This window comes from Maribacter sp. UH1 (assembly GCF_056839145.1).
Genome location: NZ_CM166387.1, coordinates 4,316,330 through 4,332,965 on the forward strand (window position 1 = coordinate 4,316,330; position 16,636 = coordinate 4,332,965).

The following is a 16,636-nucleotide window of genomic DNA, read 5'->3' on the forward strand; positions in this document are numbered from 1 at the left end:
TGATGATACTAGTTTAATTAAAACCCAAAATGATTGATAGGTCCGTTACCATTACCAAGAGTTTTATGCTGACCGGCAATGATGGCTTGGTTCACATAATTACAGCCATTTCTAATGGCAATTTCTATTGGCTCACCCAAACTTAAGAATGCAGCAATACTTGACGATAGGCTACAACCTGTACCGTGAATATTTTTTGTATTTACCTTTGGATTGGTTATTAAATTGACTTCTTTGGTTTCGTGATTGTAGCAAACATCTGTCATTACAATAGTTCCATTATCAATATGTCCGCCTTTTAGAAGGACCGAAGTTTGGTAGCGCTCCCCAATTTTCTTTGCCATCGCTTCCATGTTTTCACTATCTATTTTCTCGTCGATCAATAATTCTGCTTCAGGAATATTAGGAGTAATTAAATTGACGTTTGGTAAAAAGTCCTTTAAACAGGCAATGGCGTCGTCAGCAATTAACTTGTGACCCGAGGTACTGACCATTACAGGATCCAAGACGATATTCTTTGCCTTGTATTCGCTTAATTTATCCTGGACAACCTTTATTACCTCGCATGAATGAAGCATACCTATTTTTATGGCTCCAAAATCAATATCACTTAAAACAGCATCTAATTGCTTTTTTAAATGAGCGATGGGTATAGCATGTATATCCGTAACTCCCATTGTATTCTGCGCTGTAGTTGCAGTAATTACTGTAGCAGCATATGCTCCGCAGGCACTAATACTTTTAATATCTGCCTGTATACCGGCACAACCACCAGAATCGCTTCCGGCTATGGACAATACACTATTGTATGGCGTCTTTATATCTTCCATGCTTCTTTATTATAGGCGCTGTCCCAAAACATCCATTCTAATTTAGATGCTTTTACAAAGGCAGTTTTCATTTTTTGCAATACTTCTTCTGAAGCGTTTGCAGCATACTTATTGGTGATAATTACGGCATTGTTTACCGAGGTTGCAAATGCTTCGCCGCCATAAGTATCTATCCAATCTTGATAGGGGTTATCGGCTTTGTTCGTCTGATTCGCTTGTATGTAATCTCCAACTTCTTTGTAAATGGTAAAACAAGGCAGAACAGCTGCCAATGCTTCTTCTAATGAATGATTTGCCACTATACGACTTAGATAACTTGTATATAGTTCGCAAGTAGGAGAGGGCTCGTGAGCCAACTGATTATCTTTTAGAAAAATTTGATGCAAGGCATTTTCTACATTGATAATTCCTGTGGCCGAATCTAGAAAAAACTGGGTATCATCGACATGCTCACATTTTACGCCAATAGTTGCTAATACCTTTTTATATTCCGCCAAATACATGGCATCTTGATTAATATAAAATTGAAAAATGTCTGTTGGTAGCGTTCCGTTCATCAGTTCTTTAATGAAGGATTGCTCTTTTATGGCTTCTAGAATATAATCTGTATTTTTTCTTGCTAGTTTGTACCAGTCTTGCATATAATATCTTTAAGTTCTTTTGTTGCCGCTTCTGGGTTTGCTGCTTTAGAAATAGCAGAAACTACTGCTATTCCGTCCGCCCCATTTGCTATGATGTCTTGTGTGTTTTTTTTATCTATACCGCCAATGCAAACAATTGGTTTTTTGTATAGTTCTCGTATTTCTTTTAATCCCGTAATGCCTAAAGGTTTTGCTAAATCCGTCGTCTTTGTATTCGTTGAAAAAATAGGGGATATGCCAATATAATCTGCCGATAGCGCATCCTGATGTTCGGCTTGTTTTTTGTTACTAACCGATAGTCCAATAATCTTACTATTCCCCAATAATCTACGAGCAACATCATAAGGCATATCGGTTTGACCAATATGTACACCGTCCGCATCTATGGCAAGTGCAATATCTAATCGGTCATTAATTATCAATGGAATTCCATAGGTGCTACATAATTCTTTACACCGTAATGCACGGTTATAAAAAGCCAAAGTATCTAAAGTTTTCTCTCGTAATTGTATGATAGTTGCCCTGCCTTTTAAAGCAGCTTCTAAGATGGCAAAGAAGGTATTGTCATCCCTAATGCTATCATCCGTCACGAACATTAAAGCGTAATCTACTTTAGGCATTCGTTTTTACTTTTTCAGCTAAGACTTCTGGCGAAAGTTCGTGAAGGCTATCGTAAAAATGCATTTGAAAGCTACCTGGTCCGGCGCTCTTGTCATTAGCCATATCTCCTGCAACACCCATAATTGCCATTGCCGCTGTAGCTGCCAAATGAGCATTTTCTTCCACACCTAAACATGCACCCACCATGGCAGTTGCCGTGCAGCCCATACCGGTAATTTTAGCCATAAGCGGACTCCCGTTTTCAATCTTACTAACGGTATCGCCAGTAATGATATAATCGGTTTCGCCACTAATAACCACCGTATTATTAAATTTCTTTGATAATAGGGTAGCACCTTCAACAGCATCTTGGGTATGCATAGTACTATCCACACCTTTTGTAGAATTCGTCAGTTTTGCCAATGCCATAATCTCGGATGCATTACCACGAATTACATTGGGCGTAGCTGTCTCTATAATTTTTTGGGCAACTTCTGTTCTGTATGCAGATGCACCGACACCGACAGGGTCAAATACAAACGGAGTGTTGGTTGCTTTTGCTTGTTCAGCAGCCATAAGCATGCTTTCTACCCATTTTTCGCTCAACGTACCCATGTTGATAACCAGCGAAGAAGAAATCGTAACAATATCTTTGACCTCTTCTTTAGCATGAGCCATTACAGGAGATGCACCAACAGCCAATAATGCATTGGCGGTATTATTCATGACTACATAATTGGTAATGTTATGAACTAATGGTCCTTTAGTTTTTACTTGTTCTAATACGGATGAAATATTGCTCATTAAATAATTGTATTCGGTTATTTTATAGAACAACTAAGATCGTCATTTTCAAAAAAAATAGAACATAATACCGTATTACCTTTATGATAAGTTATTAACGAGATATTCTTTAGACGTAAATTCGTTTTGGAGACCTCTTTAATCGTTTTTAGTAAAATAACCTTCATTTGAAACGGCAGCGTCACTAATGCTTATACTGGCTGTTTTGAACCAAACTTCTGCATAATTACCATCTGCATATTGCTTTTGAATATCGCCACCATGCGTTTCTGCACCTGAACACCAATTCATGTTTACGGCTGGAGATTTACCATTGGTTTGATTATACGCTCCTAATTTAAAAAAACAACCTTCGCCTGTGTAAGCTTCTTTGCGTTCCACACCATCTTGACCGATAGGGAAGAATATTTTTTTGGTTTGCTCTGGTATATTTGCTTTTGTAGTGTATTCCGATTCCAATAAATTTTTGGTGAACGTTTTGGTTTCATGTCCGTCACTCATAAACTTCAAGCTCATAATGCCATCTTTTACAACAACCTCATAGCTGAATTCTTCCCCTAATGCAATACCATCTTCTGGCTCTGCAGGATAGGTATCTGCTGTTTCTCCAACTACGGAAAAGTCATTGCCCCAAACTGCCGATGAGTAATCCCATCTACCTGCATTATCATCCCCAGCAGTATTTATTTCATAATGCCAGAATACGGAACCTTTAGTATGACCAGGGTATTTCTTGTAGAAAATTTTCAAAGGTTCGTTCTCAAATGCATCTGCACTATGAATTTGTCCAACAACTACGGCATGTGTTGCTGCAACACGAGCATTACCTGTAGAAGATACATTCATAACTTTTAAAGTAGCCGTTAATTTATCGTCTGCCGTTTCTGGATACCACTTTTTAATTTGTGCCAACTCTGTTCTCGTATTATTAGAGGTGCCATGCGTATCACCGCCGTTGGGTGCTTTAAAAACTACCCATTCTTCTCCATTTTCATTTTCAGTATAGAAGAAGTCCTTATTTTCAAAATCATTGGCAATACCAACATTTGACCCATCACCTAAAATCAATTTCCAATCATCGAAAAATGGAATTACATTACTTGCGTAAACGGTTTCATCGGACTGGTTTTCTGCGGATGTATCTTCGGTTGAATCTGATGTTTTTTTAGTAGTATTCTTGCAACTAGTAAAACAGAAGACTAATAGTAATGAAGTTAAGGCAATAGAATATTTTTTCATTTTTCTTATGGTATGAACCGATAAGATATGAATAGTTTAAGTGTTTTAAGAAGAATCTTGGAATATTCGTTTACCGCAAAGAGAAAGGGTTACAATATTTAAAGTGTATTATTCCAAACCATAACCACTTTACCTCGGGTTCGCATTTTCTCTAAATGTGTAATTGCATCTGGTATTTGAGTATATGGATATATCTTTTCAATATGAACCTTCATCTTATTGTCTTTTACTAGAGATGCCAAAATTTCTAAATCTTGGGTGTTCGCTTCGGCTGTAAATTGGGTTAAAGGGAACTTACTAAATGCATTTTTAAAAAGAACAGAAACCATATGAATCATCGTGGTAAAACCAACAATAATGCCTCTTTTACCCATTCTTTTATAGTCGGCATGTTTTAGGTTTCCGTGTGTATCAATAATTAAGTCGTAATTACCATTATGTTCATGAATGTTTACATTATCATAGGCAATGACATTATCGGCTCCAATTGATTTTACAAAATCAACATTTTTGTTGGAGCAAATCGCAGTTACTTTAGCACCATAAATTTTTGCTATTTGAACTGCAAAATGACCAACACCTCCTGATGCTCCATTGATTAAAACAGATTCTCCAATTTGTAACTTACCATGAGTAATTAATGCTTGGTAAGCGGTTTGTGCGGCAACAGGTATACTTGCCATTATAGGGAAATCTATATGCTCTGGTATTTTTGCACAAACGCTACTTTTTATGCATACATATTCTGCAAAAGCACCACCTTCTATTGATTCTCCAAACACTTTATCGCCAATATTAAAAGCTGTTACGTTTGTTCCTACTTCTTCGACAATCCCTGAAAAATCAGTACCTAAAACAAGCTGCTTTGGTTTGAACAGTCCGAAAGAGAATCTTGCTAAAAAAGGTTTTCCACGAAGAATATGCCAATCTGCCGGATTTGCCGAATTTGCCATTACCTTTACCAAAATGTGATTATCCTTAACTACAGGTCTGGCAACTTCTTCTAGTTTTAGCACTTCTGGACCGCCATATATTCTTTTAGTAAAAGCTTTCATCTTTTCGAAGAATTTGTAAGATTAAGTTAATCCTTTTTCGACTTTCATATTTGGCTGATTTACAGCATTAAATTCGAAAATATCGTTACGTGAATAATGCCCGATGACATCAAAATCTAACTTTGCATGTACTATTTCATCTAAATCTATCTCTGCAATTAACGCTCCTGCTTTATTAAAAAAAGGACCTGCAATTACTTTACCTAATGGAGAAACGATTACACTACCACCGCAACATAAATTTTCAGGTTCGTTGGCAACCAAATGTTGGTATTTTTCTGGATACATGGACTTTGTATAATACTGATTACAGCCCAAAACGAAGCATCTGCCTTCTAATGCAATATGTTTCATAGTAGATGTCCATTCCTCTCGGGAATCTGCCGTAGGTGCTATATAAATCTCTACACCCTTTTTATACATCGACATTCTCGCTAACGGCATGTAATTTTCCCAGCAAATGAGTCCGCCGAGCTTTCCTATTTTTGTATTAAAACTCACCAAGGATTTCCCATCATCTTCACTCCAGATAATACGTTCGCTGCCTGTAGGTTTTATTTTTCGGTGAACACCTAAAAAGCCGTCAGTAGGTGAGATGTACAGCATGGAGCAATATAGACTACCATTGTTAGATTGCTTTTCTGTAATGCCAATCACCAAATAAACCTTCTCGGTTTTGGCTAGTTTCACTAATCTTTGTAACTCTTTACCTTCTAAATCTAAGCTGTTATTATGGTAGTCAGCATATAGCTTTCTGCCTTCGTCAGTTCTACTGCCCACCACGGCACCAAAAGAAAACCCTCTTGGATAACCAGGAATAAAAGATTCCGGAAAAACGATTAATTCGCACCCTTGCTTGGCATGGGTTTTTACAAGGTTTTCTATTTTATCGATAGTTTTTTCTATGTCAAAAAAAACGGGACTATCTTGAATAAGGCAGACTTTTACTTTCATGTATAGGTTATATATTCATAGTAAGTTAATAATTATTGATAACGTCAGAAGTTTAATTATATCACTTCATTCTTCAGCTCTAATTTATTTACAAATGATTTAATATTCTCTAAGGTAATAGTAGTTATTTGATCCATGGCTTCCTTAGTAAAATACGCTTGATGAGAAGTAATTAATACATTTGGGAAGCTTAATAGTCTTAATAACATATCATCCTCAATAATAACTTCAGAATGGTCTTCGAAGAAAAGATTCTCTTCCTGCTCGTAAACATCAATACCTAAATACCCAATTTTCTTATTCTTAAGTCCCTCAATGGCATCTTCGGTTTTTATCAATTCACCACGGCTGGTATTAATAATCATAACTCCGTCTTTCATTGATGCTATAGAGGCTTTGTTCACTATATGCTTGGTATGCTTGTTCAACGGGCAATGAAGTGATAAAATATCCGACTGTTCAAAAACCTTTTCCAATGGCATATATTCAACACCTAGTTTTACTAAATTCTCGTTTTCAGCAATATCATAGGCGATTATCTTACACCCGAATCCTTTAATAATTTTACAGAATGTTTCTCCAATTTTCCCTGTACCGATAACGCCAATGGTTTTGTTGTTTAAATTGAAGCCAATGAGGTTTTTAAGCGAAAAATTACCTTCTCGAACACGGTTGTAAGCCTTATGTGTTTTACGATTTAGGGTTAGAATTAACGCTAAGGCATGTTCAGCAACCGCTTCTGGAGAATACGCAGGAACTCTTACAACTTTTATATTCTCTTTTGCAGCAGCATCCAAGTCTACATTATTGTAGCCGGCACAGCGTAACGCAATTAGTTGAATTCCATTTTTGGATAATATTTTTATAGTATTATCATCTACAATATCATTTACAAAAACGCAGACCGCATCACAATCTGCAGTTAATTTGGCAGTATCAGGATTTAATGCTGTTTCATAAAAAGAAAAAGAATAGTTATACTCCTTATTATATTTTTCAAAATATTCTTGATCGTAAGTTTTGGTACTAAAAACAGCTATTCTCATTATTGGTTATTTAAGGATGAAATATAATTTGAAGATAAATATAACCTTGCAAAGAACATATTCATTTTTAAATAATATGATAAATACAAAAACCACAAAATGCCCTTTTTAAAGGCATTTTGTGATTTAATCAGATGATATGTAATTTATTTTAAAAGTGCAATAACTTCTGTATTACCTTGCATCTGTGCGTGTTTTAATGCTGTGTTCCCTCTATTATCCATTATAGATGCATCTGCTTTGTTTTTAAGCAAGTAATCAGCTATTTCAGTATGACCAAAAGTACTTGCATAAATAAGTGCTGTAGCATCATTGTAGTTTTGTAGATTCACTTCTGACCCATGATCAATAAGCATTTTAGCGATTTCAATATTTCCTTTAAAGCAAACTCCCATTAAAGCGGTATTACCCGATGCATCTTGTGCATTTACATTACTCCCTTTTTCTAACAAGTATGCTACCACCTCTTTTTGATCATTATATGCTGAAAGAATTAAAGGAGTAAAACCTTTATTATCAACCGCGTTTATAGCATTTTTATTTAAGTCATATATTTTTTCAAGAGAATCGATATCTCCACTACGTGATACATCAAAAATATCTTGAGCGCTGCTTGTAATTGTACTGATCATAATTAATAGTATTAGTATATTTTTCATAATTTTTAAATATTAAAGAGGGGATGCTACTAAGCATCCCCTTAGTTAATTGTTACTTTTATTCTAGTGCATAAAATCTTTTTGAGAAAAGCCTAGTTCTTTTGCTATTCTCATGCCAAAATCGCTATCTGCCTGATAGAAGTAACCTATCATTTTCATTTGAATGTTTCTATCTGTAACCTGTCCTAAATCACCCTTCAAATTTTTAATTAAATTGTTCTGCTCTTGTTTTGATAATGATCTGTAGAAATCACCTGCTTGTGCAAAATCGTTAGTCTTTGTGATTTTCTTTTGAGTAATGGTCACATTTTTTAAAGTAGTTTCTGACTGTTTATACTGAGGGTCTTCTTTTAATGTAGCCTTAGAACTTGGTTGATAATTTACATCCGGATTTTCAAATCTTTTATTTCCGGCACTGTTCCAACTATCAGAATTATAATTCTTTGGCTCTTCTAATGGTTTATTTATCTCTAACTGCAAGAAATTAGGACCTAAACGATGTCTTTGTGTATCAAAATATGAAAATAATCTACCTTGTAATAACTTGTCTTCTGATGGCTCTACACCCGGAATCAATGCTCCAGGAGAAAAGGCTATACTTTCTACTTGTTCAAAATAATTTATAGGGTTCTGATTTAATGTCATAGTACCAATCTTTATTTTCTCAATCTTATCCTCTGGCCAATCTTTGGTAGCATCTAATGGCCAAAAATCAAAAGAATGTAAATCTTCTGGTTTAATTAATTGAACATAAAGATCCCATTGCGGAAAATTCTTATCGTCAATATCTTTTCTTAAGCTTACCGTAGCATGTTGCCAATCTTTACCTTGTTGCGCTGCAGCTTCTTCAGTTGTTAAGTTTTTTTCACCCTGTTTAGATACCCAAGCATATTTTACATAGGTTACTTTTCCTTCACTATTGATCCATTTATAACCATGAACACTACTACCGTTCATAAACTGATATCCTTTAGGAATACCTAAATCAGTATACAATCTAGTAAGCATATGTGTAGCTTCGGGTACATGTGAAAAGAAATCGAAAAATCTGTTAGGATCTTGCTTGTTGGTTTCTGGAGATGGTTTTAAGGAATGTACCATGTCAGGAAATTTGATAGCATCTCTAATAAAGAAAATTGGCAAATTGTTACCTACAATATCATAGTTTCCTTGTTCGGTATAGAATTTAACGGCAAAACCACGTGGGTCTCTTGCTGTTTCTGGAGATCCTTTGCCATGAATAACTGTAGAAAAACGTGCAGCCAATTCTGTCTTTTTACCTACATTGGAAAAAGGAACTGCTTTAGTGTAAGCTGACATATCTTTTGTAGCTTCAAAATATCCAGAAGCTCCCGCACCTCTTGGGTGAACTACTCTTTCTGGAATTCTTTCCCTATCAAAAGCAGCTAATTTTTCAACTAAATAGATGTCTTCTAATAAAACCGGACCGTATTCGCCTACAGTTTTTGAGTTTTGATTATCACCAACAGGTACACCTCCATTAGTTGTAATAGTTTCGGTGGTTTGGGAGAAACCCATTATACCAACTGAAAGCATGATAAGTGATGCTAATTTCTTTTTCATTTTATATAGATTTAATTTATAAGGTTGCTGCAAAATTCAATTACATACCCGTATCAATCAAATTAATACTCTATATACTTGTATTGGTAAAATTAATATGTACCATAAATGACCATACAACAATTAGAATACGTAATTGCCTTAGATACTTATAGACACTTTGTTACGGCTGCGGAAAAGTGTTTTGTAACACAACCTACAATTACCATTCAAGTAAAAAAATTAGAGGATGAAATAGGATTTTTAATTTTCGATAAAAGTAAATCGCCTTTTAAACCATCAGATTTTGGGGAAGTTTTTATCGCAAAAGCTAAAGTTATTCTTCATGAAATAAAGGAATTAAAAAACATGGTGAATGTGGAACTTGACAATCTAGAAGGGGAGTACAGAATGGCTGTTATACCTACGATTTCGTCTTATTTGATTCCTTTGATTTCAGGTACTTTCTCAGAGAAATATCCCAATACCATTCTGAAAATTCAAGAAATGGAGAGCGATCAAATTATTTTAGCATTGCAAAAAAAAGAAATAGACTTAGGTATTTTGGTGACACCATTAAATGAACCTTTTATTCGAGAAATAAAATTATATAACGAACCATTCATTTTCTACGGGCAAGAAGATAGTTTTATAAAGGAGAAGAATACGTTAAGTGTTACCGAGATAGAAAACCTTGATAATATTTGGCTTCTGGAAAATGGGCATTGCTTTAGAAATCAAGTATTGAATATTTGTGGAAATAGCGATAATAACAAGAATATTCAATTTCAAAGTGGATCTATTGAAGCTCTTAAAAGAATGGTCGATAATTATGGCGGATTCACTTTAGTGCCAGAAATGGCTATAAACGATAATGACAAGGGCCGTATACTTCATTTTCACGAACCTAAACCTATACGTGAAGTTAGTTTGGTAACCCACCACACATTTTCTAAAGATGTTTTAATTGATGCCTTACGTTTAGAAATATTAGATAAAACTCCAAAAGAATTTGAGAAAAATAAGCGATTTATTAAAATTAATTGGAGGTAGTTTTAATTATGAGATAAAGAAAACCTACAAGTTTGTTTTTTTATAACGTTAGAATTTGGACCAATTGATTTGAGCTAAAACAAATGATTTTTATGTGTCTGTACAGATGTTGCTTTCTATGATTTTAAGTATTCGTGTGAATAACTCTTTAACACTAAATACCCCATATCTTTAGTGTGGTCAGGACCTTAAAACGTTAGATTGGCAATTATTTAAAACTAAACAATTTAGCCCTCTAATAGCTTATCGGTATTTCAACCCTATCCATGTCCCAAGCAATATACATTAATGCAATACCGTTCTCCGAATCTTCAAATTGAATAGTAAATTCTTCTACAGGAGCATTATTGTGTAGTACATGTGCATCTAATCTTAAGACATCATTATTCTCATCATAACTATAATGACCCCATTGATCAACATCTTTATTAAAGATTATTGTCCATACTTCTTCGGTAGGTATGGCATACATGGTATAGATACCTTTTCTAAGTAATTTTCCATCTATGTTTACATCTTTGTACACTTTAATCTCTGTAGCTTCATTGGCACCTAATCGCCAAATTTCATTGTATTTGACCATACCATCAAAAACCACACGGCCATTTTTTTGAGGTCTACTATAATCTACCCTGAGAATGGGAGAATCGGGTAGGTTTCTTTCAGGAGCAAATTTTATGTCATGGGCAAAATGATCAGGTAAATACACTCTGTCTAGCGGACTTTTATCTAATCCTCTAAAATCTTGAGAATATCCAAGGTTAATACAAACAATAAATACAATTACTGCCAAGAAAAAATTTTTCATACTTGAAATGTTTGTGGTTATTTATATATGAAATTTAAGTATTATCAGTTTAGCATTTCAGTTTATTGTAGGATATATGTTTCAAAATGAGACATTCTGAAATTAAAAAAGGTTGATTATTAAATTCTAATAATCAACCTTTAAAATATAGTTATTGTTTATTAACTAAAATATAAAATAGCCAATAGATACTTGAACTACTCCATTTTTGTATTTATCTGAAAAGCCGTCTAAATCATTGATATCAGATAAGCCTAAATTGTAGCGAACGGCAAAGTTAATATTGCTTCCTAATTTGTAGCCTAGACCAATATTTAAAGATAAATCGGTTTTATTAAAAAATTCTTTTACATCAGTATTTTCATTTTTTGCCGAAACTAAAAAACCTAATTGTGGACCTGCCTCAATGCTTAATCCTTTTGTAACGTAATATTTAGCCAAAAATGGAATATTTACATAATCTAAGTTAATAATATCATCATCTAGGCTATAGCCTTGACCCGAAAATAGTACCTCGGGTTGAAATGAAAAAGAGTCGGAAAGCGGCACCTCTGCTACCATACCAAAATGAAACTCGGTAATAGGGTCAAAATCGTTTGTGTTGTCACCGTTAATTTGTGCAAAATTAATACCGGCTTTGGCACCTAATTGAAAATCTTGTGCATTAGTCGTTGTAAATAAAAGAAAAGTGGCTACAGTAAAAAGAAAAATTTTTTGCATAATTTTTTTGATTTATTTAATTACAAATAAAACTTATTTATGATGATTTTTCTCACTTTTCACATATGTTTAACTTTCATGACAATGTGTAATAAATCACTGATTATCAAATTTTTAAAAATGTATTAATTACACTCTCATTGTTTGTTTTAAGAATTGTTCAAACCTGTATTCACAGTTTATTTATGTTAAAAAATAATTCTTAAATTATGGTTTTATAGCATCATCCCACCAGTTGCTTCTATACGCTGACCATTGATCCAACCGGCATCTTCCGTACATAAAAAAGCAACAATTCCACCAATATCTTCTGGTTCACCAACTCGACCAAGTGCGGTGTTACTACTAATTTTTTCACGTCTTTCCTCATTATCCTTATTTGCCCCACCACCAAAGTCTGTTCCTACAGCACCAGGAGCTACTACATTTGCACGTATTTTTTTATCACTAAGTTCCTTTGCCAAAAATCTTGTTAATACATCTATACCACCTTTCATACTTGCATAGGCAGAAGAGCCAGGTATCGTTACCCTTACCAATCCAGATGATATATTAATGATTCCGCCACCATCATTTAATTGTTCAACGGCATGCTGAGTTAAGAAATAAACGCCTTTTAAATGAATGTTCATCATAGCATCAAAATCAGCTTCGGTAGTTTCTAGAAATGGCTTGTAAATTCCCGTTCCTGCATTGTTTATCAGGTAATCGAATTTAGCTGTACGGTAATTTTCATTTAAATACATGGAAACCGTTTTAAGGAAACTAGAAAAATTAGAGGTGTCACTGGTATCTAATTGAAACGCTACTGCCTTTTGACCTAGTTTTTCAATTTCTTTTATAACCTTCTCTGCAGCATCTTTTTTAGAGTGATAGGTTAAAATAACATCCAAACCTTTTTCTGCGATTTTTAATGCTATATTCTTTCCAATTCCTCGGCTACCACCGGTTACCAATGCTATTTTCGTTCTTGACATAATTCTACTTCTTAAAATTTATTTGTGTTTTTTATAGCTCACTAAAATATCAATATCAATTTTTTAATAAGGTATAAGCAAGGTTATTAATATATTAAAACTTTATGCCGTTTATGTTTTAGGATCACGTCTAAACAATTGTATCAAATCAAATACAAGTACACAGAAGACTACCCAAATGAACCCGGCAATGAAGCCACCTGCTATATCCGAAGGAAAATGGACTCCCAAATAAATCCTACTTATTCCAATGCTTAAAATAATAACTGTTAAGGCGATAATCAATACATATTTCATCATTTTCTGAATATGGAACTTGGTGACCAGAAAAATTAGAAACCCGTAGAATGCCATCGCGCTCATTGCATGACCGCTAGGATAACTCAACGTTTCTACAGAAACTAAATGTTCAATACCTGGTCTTGCACGGTCAATAAATCTTTTCAATACCATATTAGAAATGGTAGCCAAAGCTAATATCAATGTTGCCTGTACCACGTATTTCCAGCGTTTAAAGACTAAAAGTGAGATTAAGAGAAATACCACTAGTACTATTAAATATCCATACACATCACCAACATAGGTCATAAACTTAAAGTAAGATGTTAAACTGGGTGTACGATAAGAAATTACATAATCTGTAATTGCAGTGTCATAAGTGGCAAGGGTTTCTGTCTTTAGGGTTTCTGTCAATTCTACAAATAAATTAATTCCGCCAACGACGATGACCAAAGCAATTATTACTGTAATTACATAGGGTAATGTTGTGTTGTATTGGTTTAATTTATTCGCTAAAAATTCACGAAGCGATTTTATAAAAGTAAAAAGGGATTGTTTCATGAAACATTCTGTTGTTTGTGCCGTAAACATAGCAGTAATTGGGCACATCTACTGTTTCAAAGAAATCGATAACTAACTCGATTCAGTTAATTACTACATGTTAGGTTCTTTAACAGCGTCTTGAAATTTGGACAGGTATACTTTGAACCCTTATCTTTATACGATAATAGAATTGTTAGAAATTATGAAATCACCCAACTGGAAAACAGCTATAGAATTTGATGATATTACGTATAAAAAATGTGACGGCGTAGCGCGTATTGCTTTCAACCGACCTAATGTGCGTAATGCTTTTAGGCCACATACGACAAGTGAGTTAATTAAAGCTTTTTACGATGCTCAAGAAGATACTTCTATTGGAGTAGTTTTGCTTTCTGCGGAAGGTCCTTCTACTAAAGACGGAATATGGTCTTTTTGTTCTGGAGGTGATCAAAAGGCTAGGGGAGAAAAGGGGTATGTTGGTCAAGATGGTCAGCACCGTTTAAATATACTTGAAGTACAACGTATGATTCGTTTTATGCCGAAAGTGGTCATCTGCGTAGTACCTGGATGGGCCGTTGGTGGCGGACACAGTCTGCATGTGGTTTGCGACATGACTTTAGCTAGTAAAGAACATGCTATTTTTAAGCAAACCGATGCCGATGTTACCAGCTTTGATGGTGGATATGGATCTGCGTACCTAGCTAAAATGGTGGGACAGAAAAAAGCACGTGAGATCTTTTTTTTAGGCAGAAACTATTCTGCACAAGATGCTTTTGATATGGGTATGGTAAATGCCGTAATACCTCATGATGAGCTAGAAGACACCGCTTTTCAATGGGCACAAGAGGTTTTGGAGAAATCACCAACTTCTATAAAAATGTTGAAGTTCTCTATGAACCTAACAGATGATGGAATGGTGGGTCAGCAAGTATTTGCAGGTGAAGCAACAAGACTAGCATATATGACCGAAGAAGCAAAAGAAGGTAGAAACGCTTTCTTAGAAAAACGTAAACCTAATTTTGGTAAGGATAATTGGCTACCGTAAATTGGTTGTTGGTTGTTGGTTGTTGGTTGTTGGTTGTTGGTTGTTCGTTGATGGTTGATGGTTGTTCGTTGATGGTTGTTCGTTGATGGTTGTTTAAACGCAAAGCGTTTAGGTATCATAAAACAGTACTTAATACTTTTTACTTAATACTGTTTCTTCTGAACACTGAAAACTGATACTGCCAACTGAATACTGAATACTAAAAAACGCCCTAAACTAAAAAGAGTCCGATCATTGAAGATCAGACTCTTTTACGAGAACACTATATGAAAATGAAAAATTTTTAATTCGTTTTTAATAACACTGTAAATGTATATATCATTTAGGGTTCTTTGAAACTATTGTTGCCAGACAAGAGAATTCTGTTGTGAACATGTTCAAAAATGTGGTATTGTATTGAAAAGGTTAAAATTTTGCCCCTTTTATCGAATTGAAGCTATTATTTCTTTCAATAAGGTATTGAATTGTTCATCGGTCTGTTCTTTTAATCCGGTTCTGACGACCACAAGATCTTTTGAGGGTATTATGAAAATGCGTTGCCCTTGAAATCCGTTTACAGAATACAAGTCTTTAGGAATGTCTTCGTACTTTCCTTCGGCATTCAGCCAAAAATGAGCTCCGTAAGTTCCGTTAGAATGGATTGTAGGTTTTGCTACATAGTCTGACCAGGATTCTGAAAATATACGATTACCGTTCCAATCTCCCTTATTCAGATATAACAGTCCAAATTTTGCCCAATCCCTGGTAGTTGCCCATCCGTATGAAGACAAAATATAATTACCAGATAAATCGGTCTCCAAGAGCATGGAATTCATTCCTATTTTATCGATCAGTTCTTTATATGGAAAATCTAAATATTCTTGATGGGAGCTGAACTGCTCTCTTAGAATACCAGACAGCAAATTTGTGGTACCAGAGGAGTAGTTCCAAATTTCTGTTGGCTGGGCTATTATTCTTTTATTACGTTGAGACAAAGTCATGTCCGAATCCAAGAATAGCATTCGAGTAACATCGGAAATTTTAAAATAGTTCTCGTCCCATTCCAATCCGCTTTGCATACGTAATAGGTGATTCAATGTTATATTCATTTTCGGACTCTTCATGCCGATCTTTTCAGAAAATGGCTTATACTCCATATCAATTTTATCTTGATATTCTAAAATACCATAAAGCGTAGATAAAATACTTTTGGTCATTGACCAACCAAGAATTTTTGTATCCTTCGTAAACCCGCGAATGTAACGCTCTCCAATAATTTGATTTTTATGAACAACTAAAAGAGATCTTGTTTTTTGTTCTGGATCTTTAAAAGCATTTTCGAATGCTACTTCTAATTTATCGTAGGCTACATTTTCTAAAATAGTATCAATCACTCCGCTATTTCCATAGGGGAAAGGCAATGTATCTTTCACAATAAATCTATTGGGGACAATGTCGAAATTATGTTTAGAAAACTCTTTGTTAGTTAGTACAGCTCCAAGTCCTTCTTTATACACCGCTGTTCTAGGCATTAGTCCGTATACCTTGGCAGTCGCAGATGTATTCTCATTTGACACCTCTGTATCTGCCAATTTAATCAAAGGCATATCATTATCGTTCAATGTAATGTCATCTGGGTCTCTATCTGCAATAAAAACACTAGAAGCCATGTTTTTCGATGCATAGCCTGAGATTAGATTTAGTTTGGGGTAGTTGAAATATGCCGCAGCAATAATACCGACTAATACAATACCTAAAAGCAGTTTTGTTTTCTTCATTCTTATCGTGTTCTTTATAAAATTAAAATGTGTTCAAATTCTACTTTGACATAAACCGTTCAA

At 34.7% G+C, this 16,636-nt stretch carries 17 protein-coding genes; 2 read left to right on the forward strand and 15 right to left on the reverse strand.

Annotation, left to right across the window (positions count from 1 at the left end; all coding sequences use genetic code 11):
- Positions 1–17 precede the first annotated feature (17 nt).
- The 10 genes from thiD to UH1x_RS18735 form a co-directional block, all read right to left on the reverse strand.
- A complete protein-coding gene (gene thiD, locus UH1x_RS18690; protein WP_482623486.1) occupies positions 18–830 on the reverse strand; it encodes a bifunctional hydroxymethylpyrimidine kinase/phosphomethylpyrimidine kinase in 813 nt (270 codons plus the stop codon).
- Positions 818–1,471 carry a thiaminase II gene (gene tenA, locus UH1x_RS18695; protein WP_482623488.1) on the reverse strand — a complete coding sequence of 218 codons (654 nt, stop codon included), beginning with the start codon at positions 1,469–1,471 and terminating at the stop codon, positions 818–820. Before tenA ends, thiD begins: the two co-directional genes overlap by 13 nt.
- Positions 1,450–2,091, reverse strand: coding sequence for a thiamine phosphate synthase (thiE, locus tag UH1x_RS18700; RefSeq protein WP_482623490.1), 642 nt, complete (start codon positions 2,089–2,091; stop codon positions 1,450–1,452). The genes tenA and thiE overlap by 22 nt, the downstream gene beginning before the upstream one ends.
- A complete protein-coding gene (gene thiM, locus UH1x_RS18705; RefSeq protein WP_482623492.1) occupies positions 2,084–2,875 on the reverse strand; it encodes a hydroxyethylthiazole kinase in 792 nt (263 codons plus the stop codon). Before thiM ends, thiE begins: the two co-directional genes overlap by 8 nt.
- Positions 2,876–3,013: 138 nt before the next feature.
- Positions 3,014–4,114 carry a polysaccharide lyase family 7 protein gene (locus UH1x_RS18710; protein WP_482623494.1) on the reverse strand — a complete coding sequence of 367 codons (1,101 nt, stop codon included), beginning with the start codon at positions 4,112–4,114 and terminating at the stop codon, positions 3,014–3,016.
- A gap of 98 nt (positions 4,115–4,212) precedes the next feature.
- A complete protein-coding gene (locus UH1x_RS18715) occupies positions 4,213–5,169 on the reverse strand; it encodes an NAD(P)-dependent alcohol dehydrogenase (protein ID WP_482623496.1) in 957 nt (318 codons plus the stop codon).
- A 21-nt stretch (positions 5,170–5,190) separates the two neighbouring features.
- The gene (locus UH1x_RS18720; protein WP_482623498.1) at positions 5,191–6,123 is read right to left on the reverse strand and encodes a carbon-nitrogen hydrolase family protein; all 933 of its coding nucleotides are present in this window, start codon (positions 6,121–6,123) and stop codon (positions 5,191–5,193) included.
- Positions 6,124–6,179: 56 nt separating this feature from the next.
- The gene (locus UH1x_RS18725) at positions 6,180–7,169 is read right to left on the reverse strand and encodes a 2-hydroxyacid dehydrogenase (protein WP_482623500.1); all 990 of its coding nucleotides are present in this window, start codon (positions 7,167–7,169) and stop codon (positions 6,180–6,182) included.
- Between the two features lie 146 nt (positions 7,170–7,315).
- On the reverse strand, positions 7,316–7,828 hold the full coding sequence (locus UH1x_RS18730) for an ankyrin repeat domain-containing protein (RefSeq protein ID WP_482623501.1): 513 nt from the start codon (positions 7,826–7,828) through the stop codon (positions 7,316–7,318).
- Positions 7,829–7,891: 63 nt separating this feature from the next.
- Positions 7,892–9,412 (reverse strand): catalase, encoded by a 1,521-nt coding sequence (locus UH1x_RS18735; RefSeq protein WP_482623503.1) that lies wholly within the window; start codon positions 9,410–9,412, stop codon positions 7,892–7,894.
- A 108-nt stretch (positions 9,413–9,520) separates the two neighbouring features.
- On the opposite strand from UH1x_RS18735, the gene UH1x_RS18740 reads away from it, so the two are divergent.
- Positions 9,521–10,444: a LysR substrate-binding domain-containing protein gene (locus UH1x_RS18740; RefSeq protein ID WP_482623505.1), complete on the forward strand. Its 924-nt coding sequence runs from the start codon at positions 9,521–9,523 to the stop codon at positions 10,442–10,444.
- 235 nt (positions 10,445–10,679) lie between these two features.
- Here the strand turns inward: UH1x_RS18740 and UH1x_RS18745 are convergent, their stop codons facing one another.
- The 4 genes from UH1x_RS18745 to UH1x_RS18760 all read right to left on the reverse strand — a co-directional run bounded on the left by UH1x_RS18745 (position 10,680) and on the right by UH1x_RS18760 (position 13,789).
- A complete protein-coding gene (locus UH1x_RS18745; RefSeq protein WP_482623507.1) occupies positions 10,680–11,252 on the reverse strand; it encodes a DUF2911 domain-containing protein in 573 nt (190 codons plus the stop codon).
- A 165-nt stretch (positions 11,253–11,417) separates the two neighbouring features.
- Positions 11,418–11,972, reverse strand: a complete 555-nt coding sequence (locus UH1x_RS18750; protein WP_482623509.1) for a porin family protein — start codon at positions 11,970–11,972, stop codon at positions 11,418–11,420.
- Positions 11,973–12,187: 215 nt separating this feature from the next.
- The gene (locus UH1x_RS18755; RefSeq protein ID WP_482626526.1) at positions 12,188–12,952 is read right to left on the reverse strand and encodes an SDR family NAD(P)-dependent oxidoreductase; all 765 of its coding nucleotides are present in this window, start codon (positions 12,950–12,952) and stop codon (positions 12,188–12,190) included.
- Between the two features lie 108 nt (positions 12,953–13,060).
- Positions 13,061–13,789, reverse strand: a complete 729-nt coding sequence (locus tag UH1x_RS18760; RefSeq protein ID WP_482623510.1) for a phosphatase PAP2 family protein — start codon at positions 13,787–13,789, stop codon at positions 13,061–13,063.
- Positions 13,790–13,973: 184 nt separating this feature from the next.
- Between UH1x_RS18760 and UH1x_RS18765 the strand changes: the two genes are divergently transcribed.
- Positions 13,974–14,816 carry a 1,4-dihydroxy-2-naphthoyl-CoA synthase gene (locus UH1x_RS18765; protein ID WP_036158183.1) on the forward strand — a complete coding sequence of 281 codons (843 nt, stop codon included), beginning with the start codon at positions 13,974–13,976 and terminating at the stop codon, positions 14,814–14,816.
- A 422-nt stretch (positions 14,817–15,238) separates the two neighbouring features.
- Here the strand turns inward: UH1x_RS18765 and UH1x_RS18770 are convergent, their stop codons facing one another.
- Positions 15,239–16,573, reverse strand: a complete 1,335-nt coding sequence (locus UH1x_RS18770) for a serine hydrolase domain-containing protein (RefSeq protein WP_482623512.1) — start codon at positions 16,571–16,573, stop codon at positions 15,239–15,241.
- Positions 16,574–16,636: the final 63 nt, after the last annotated feature.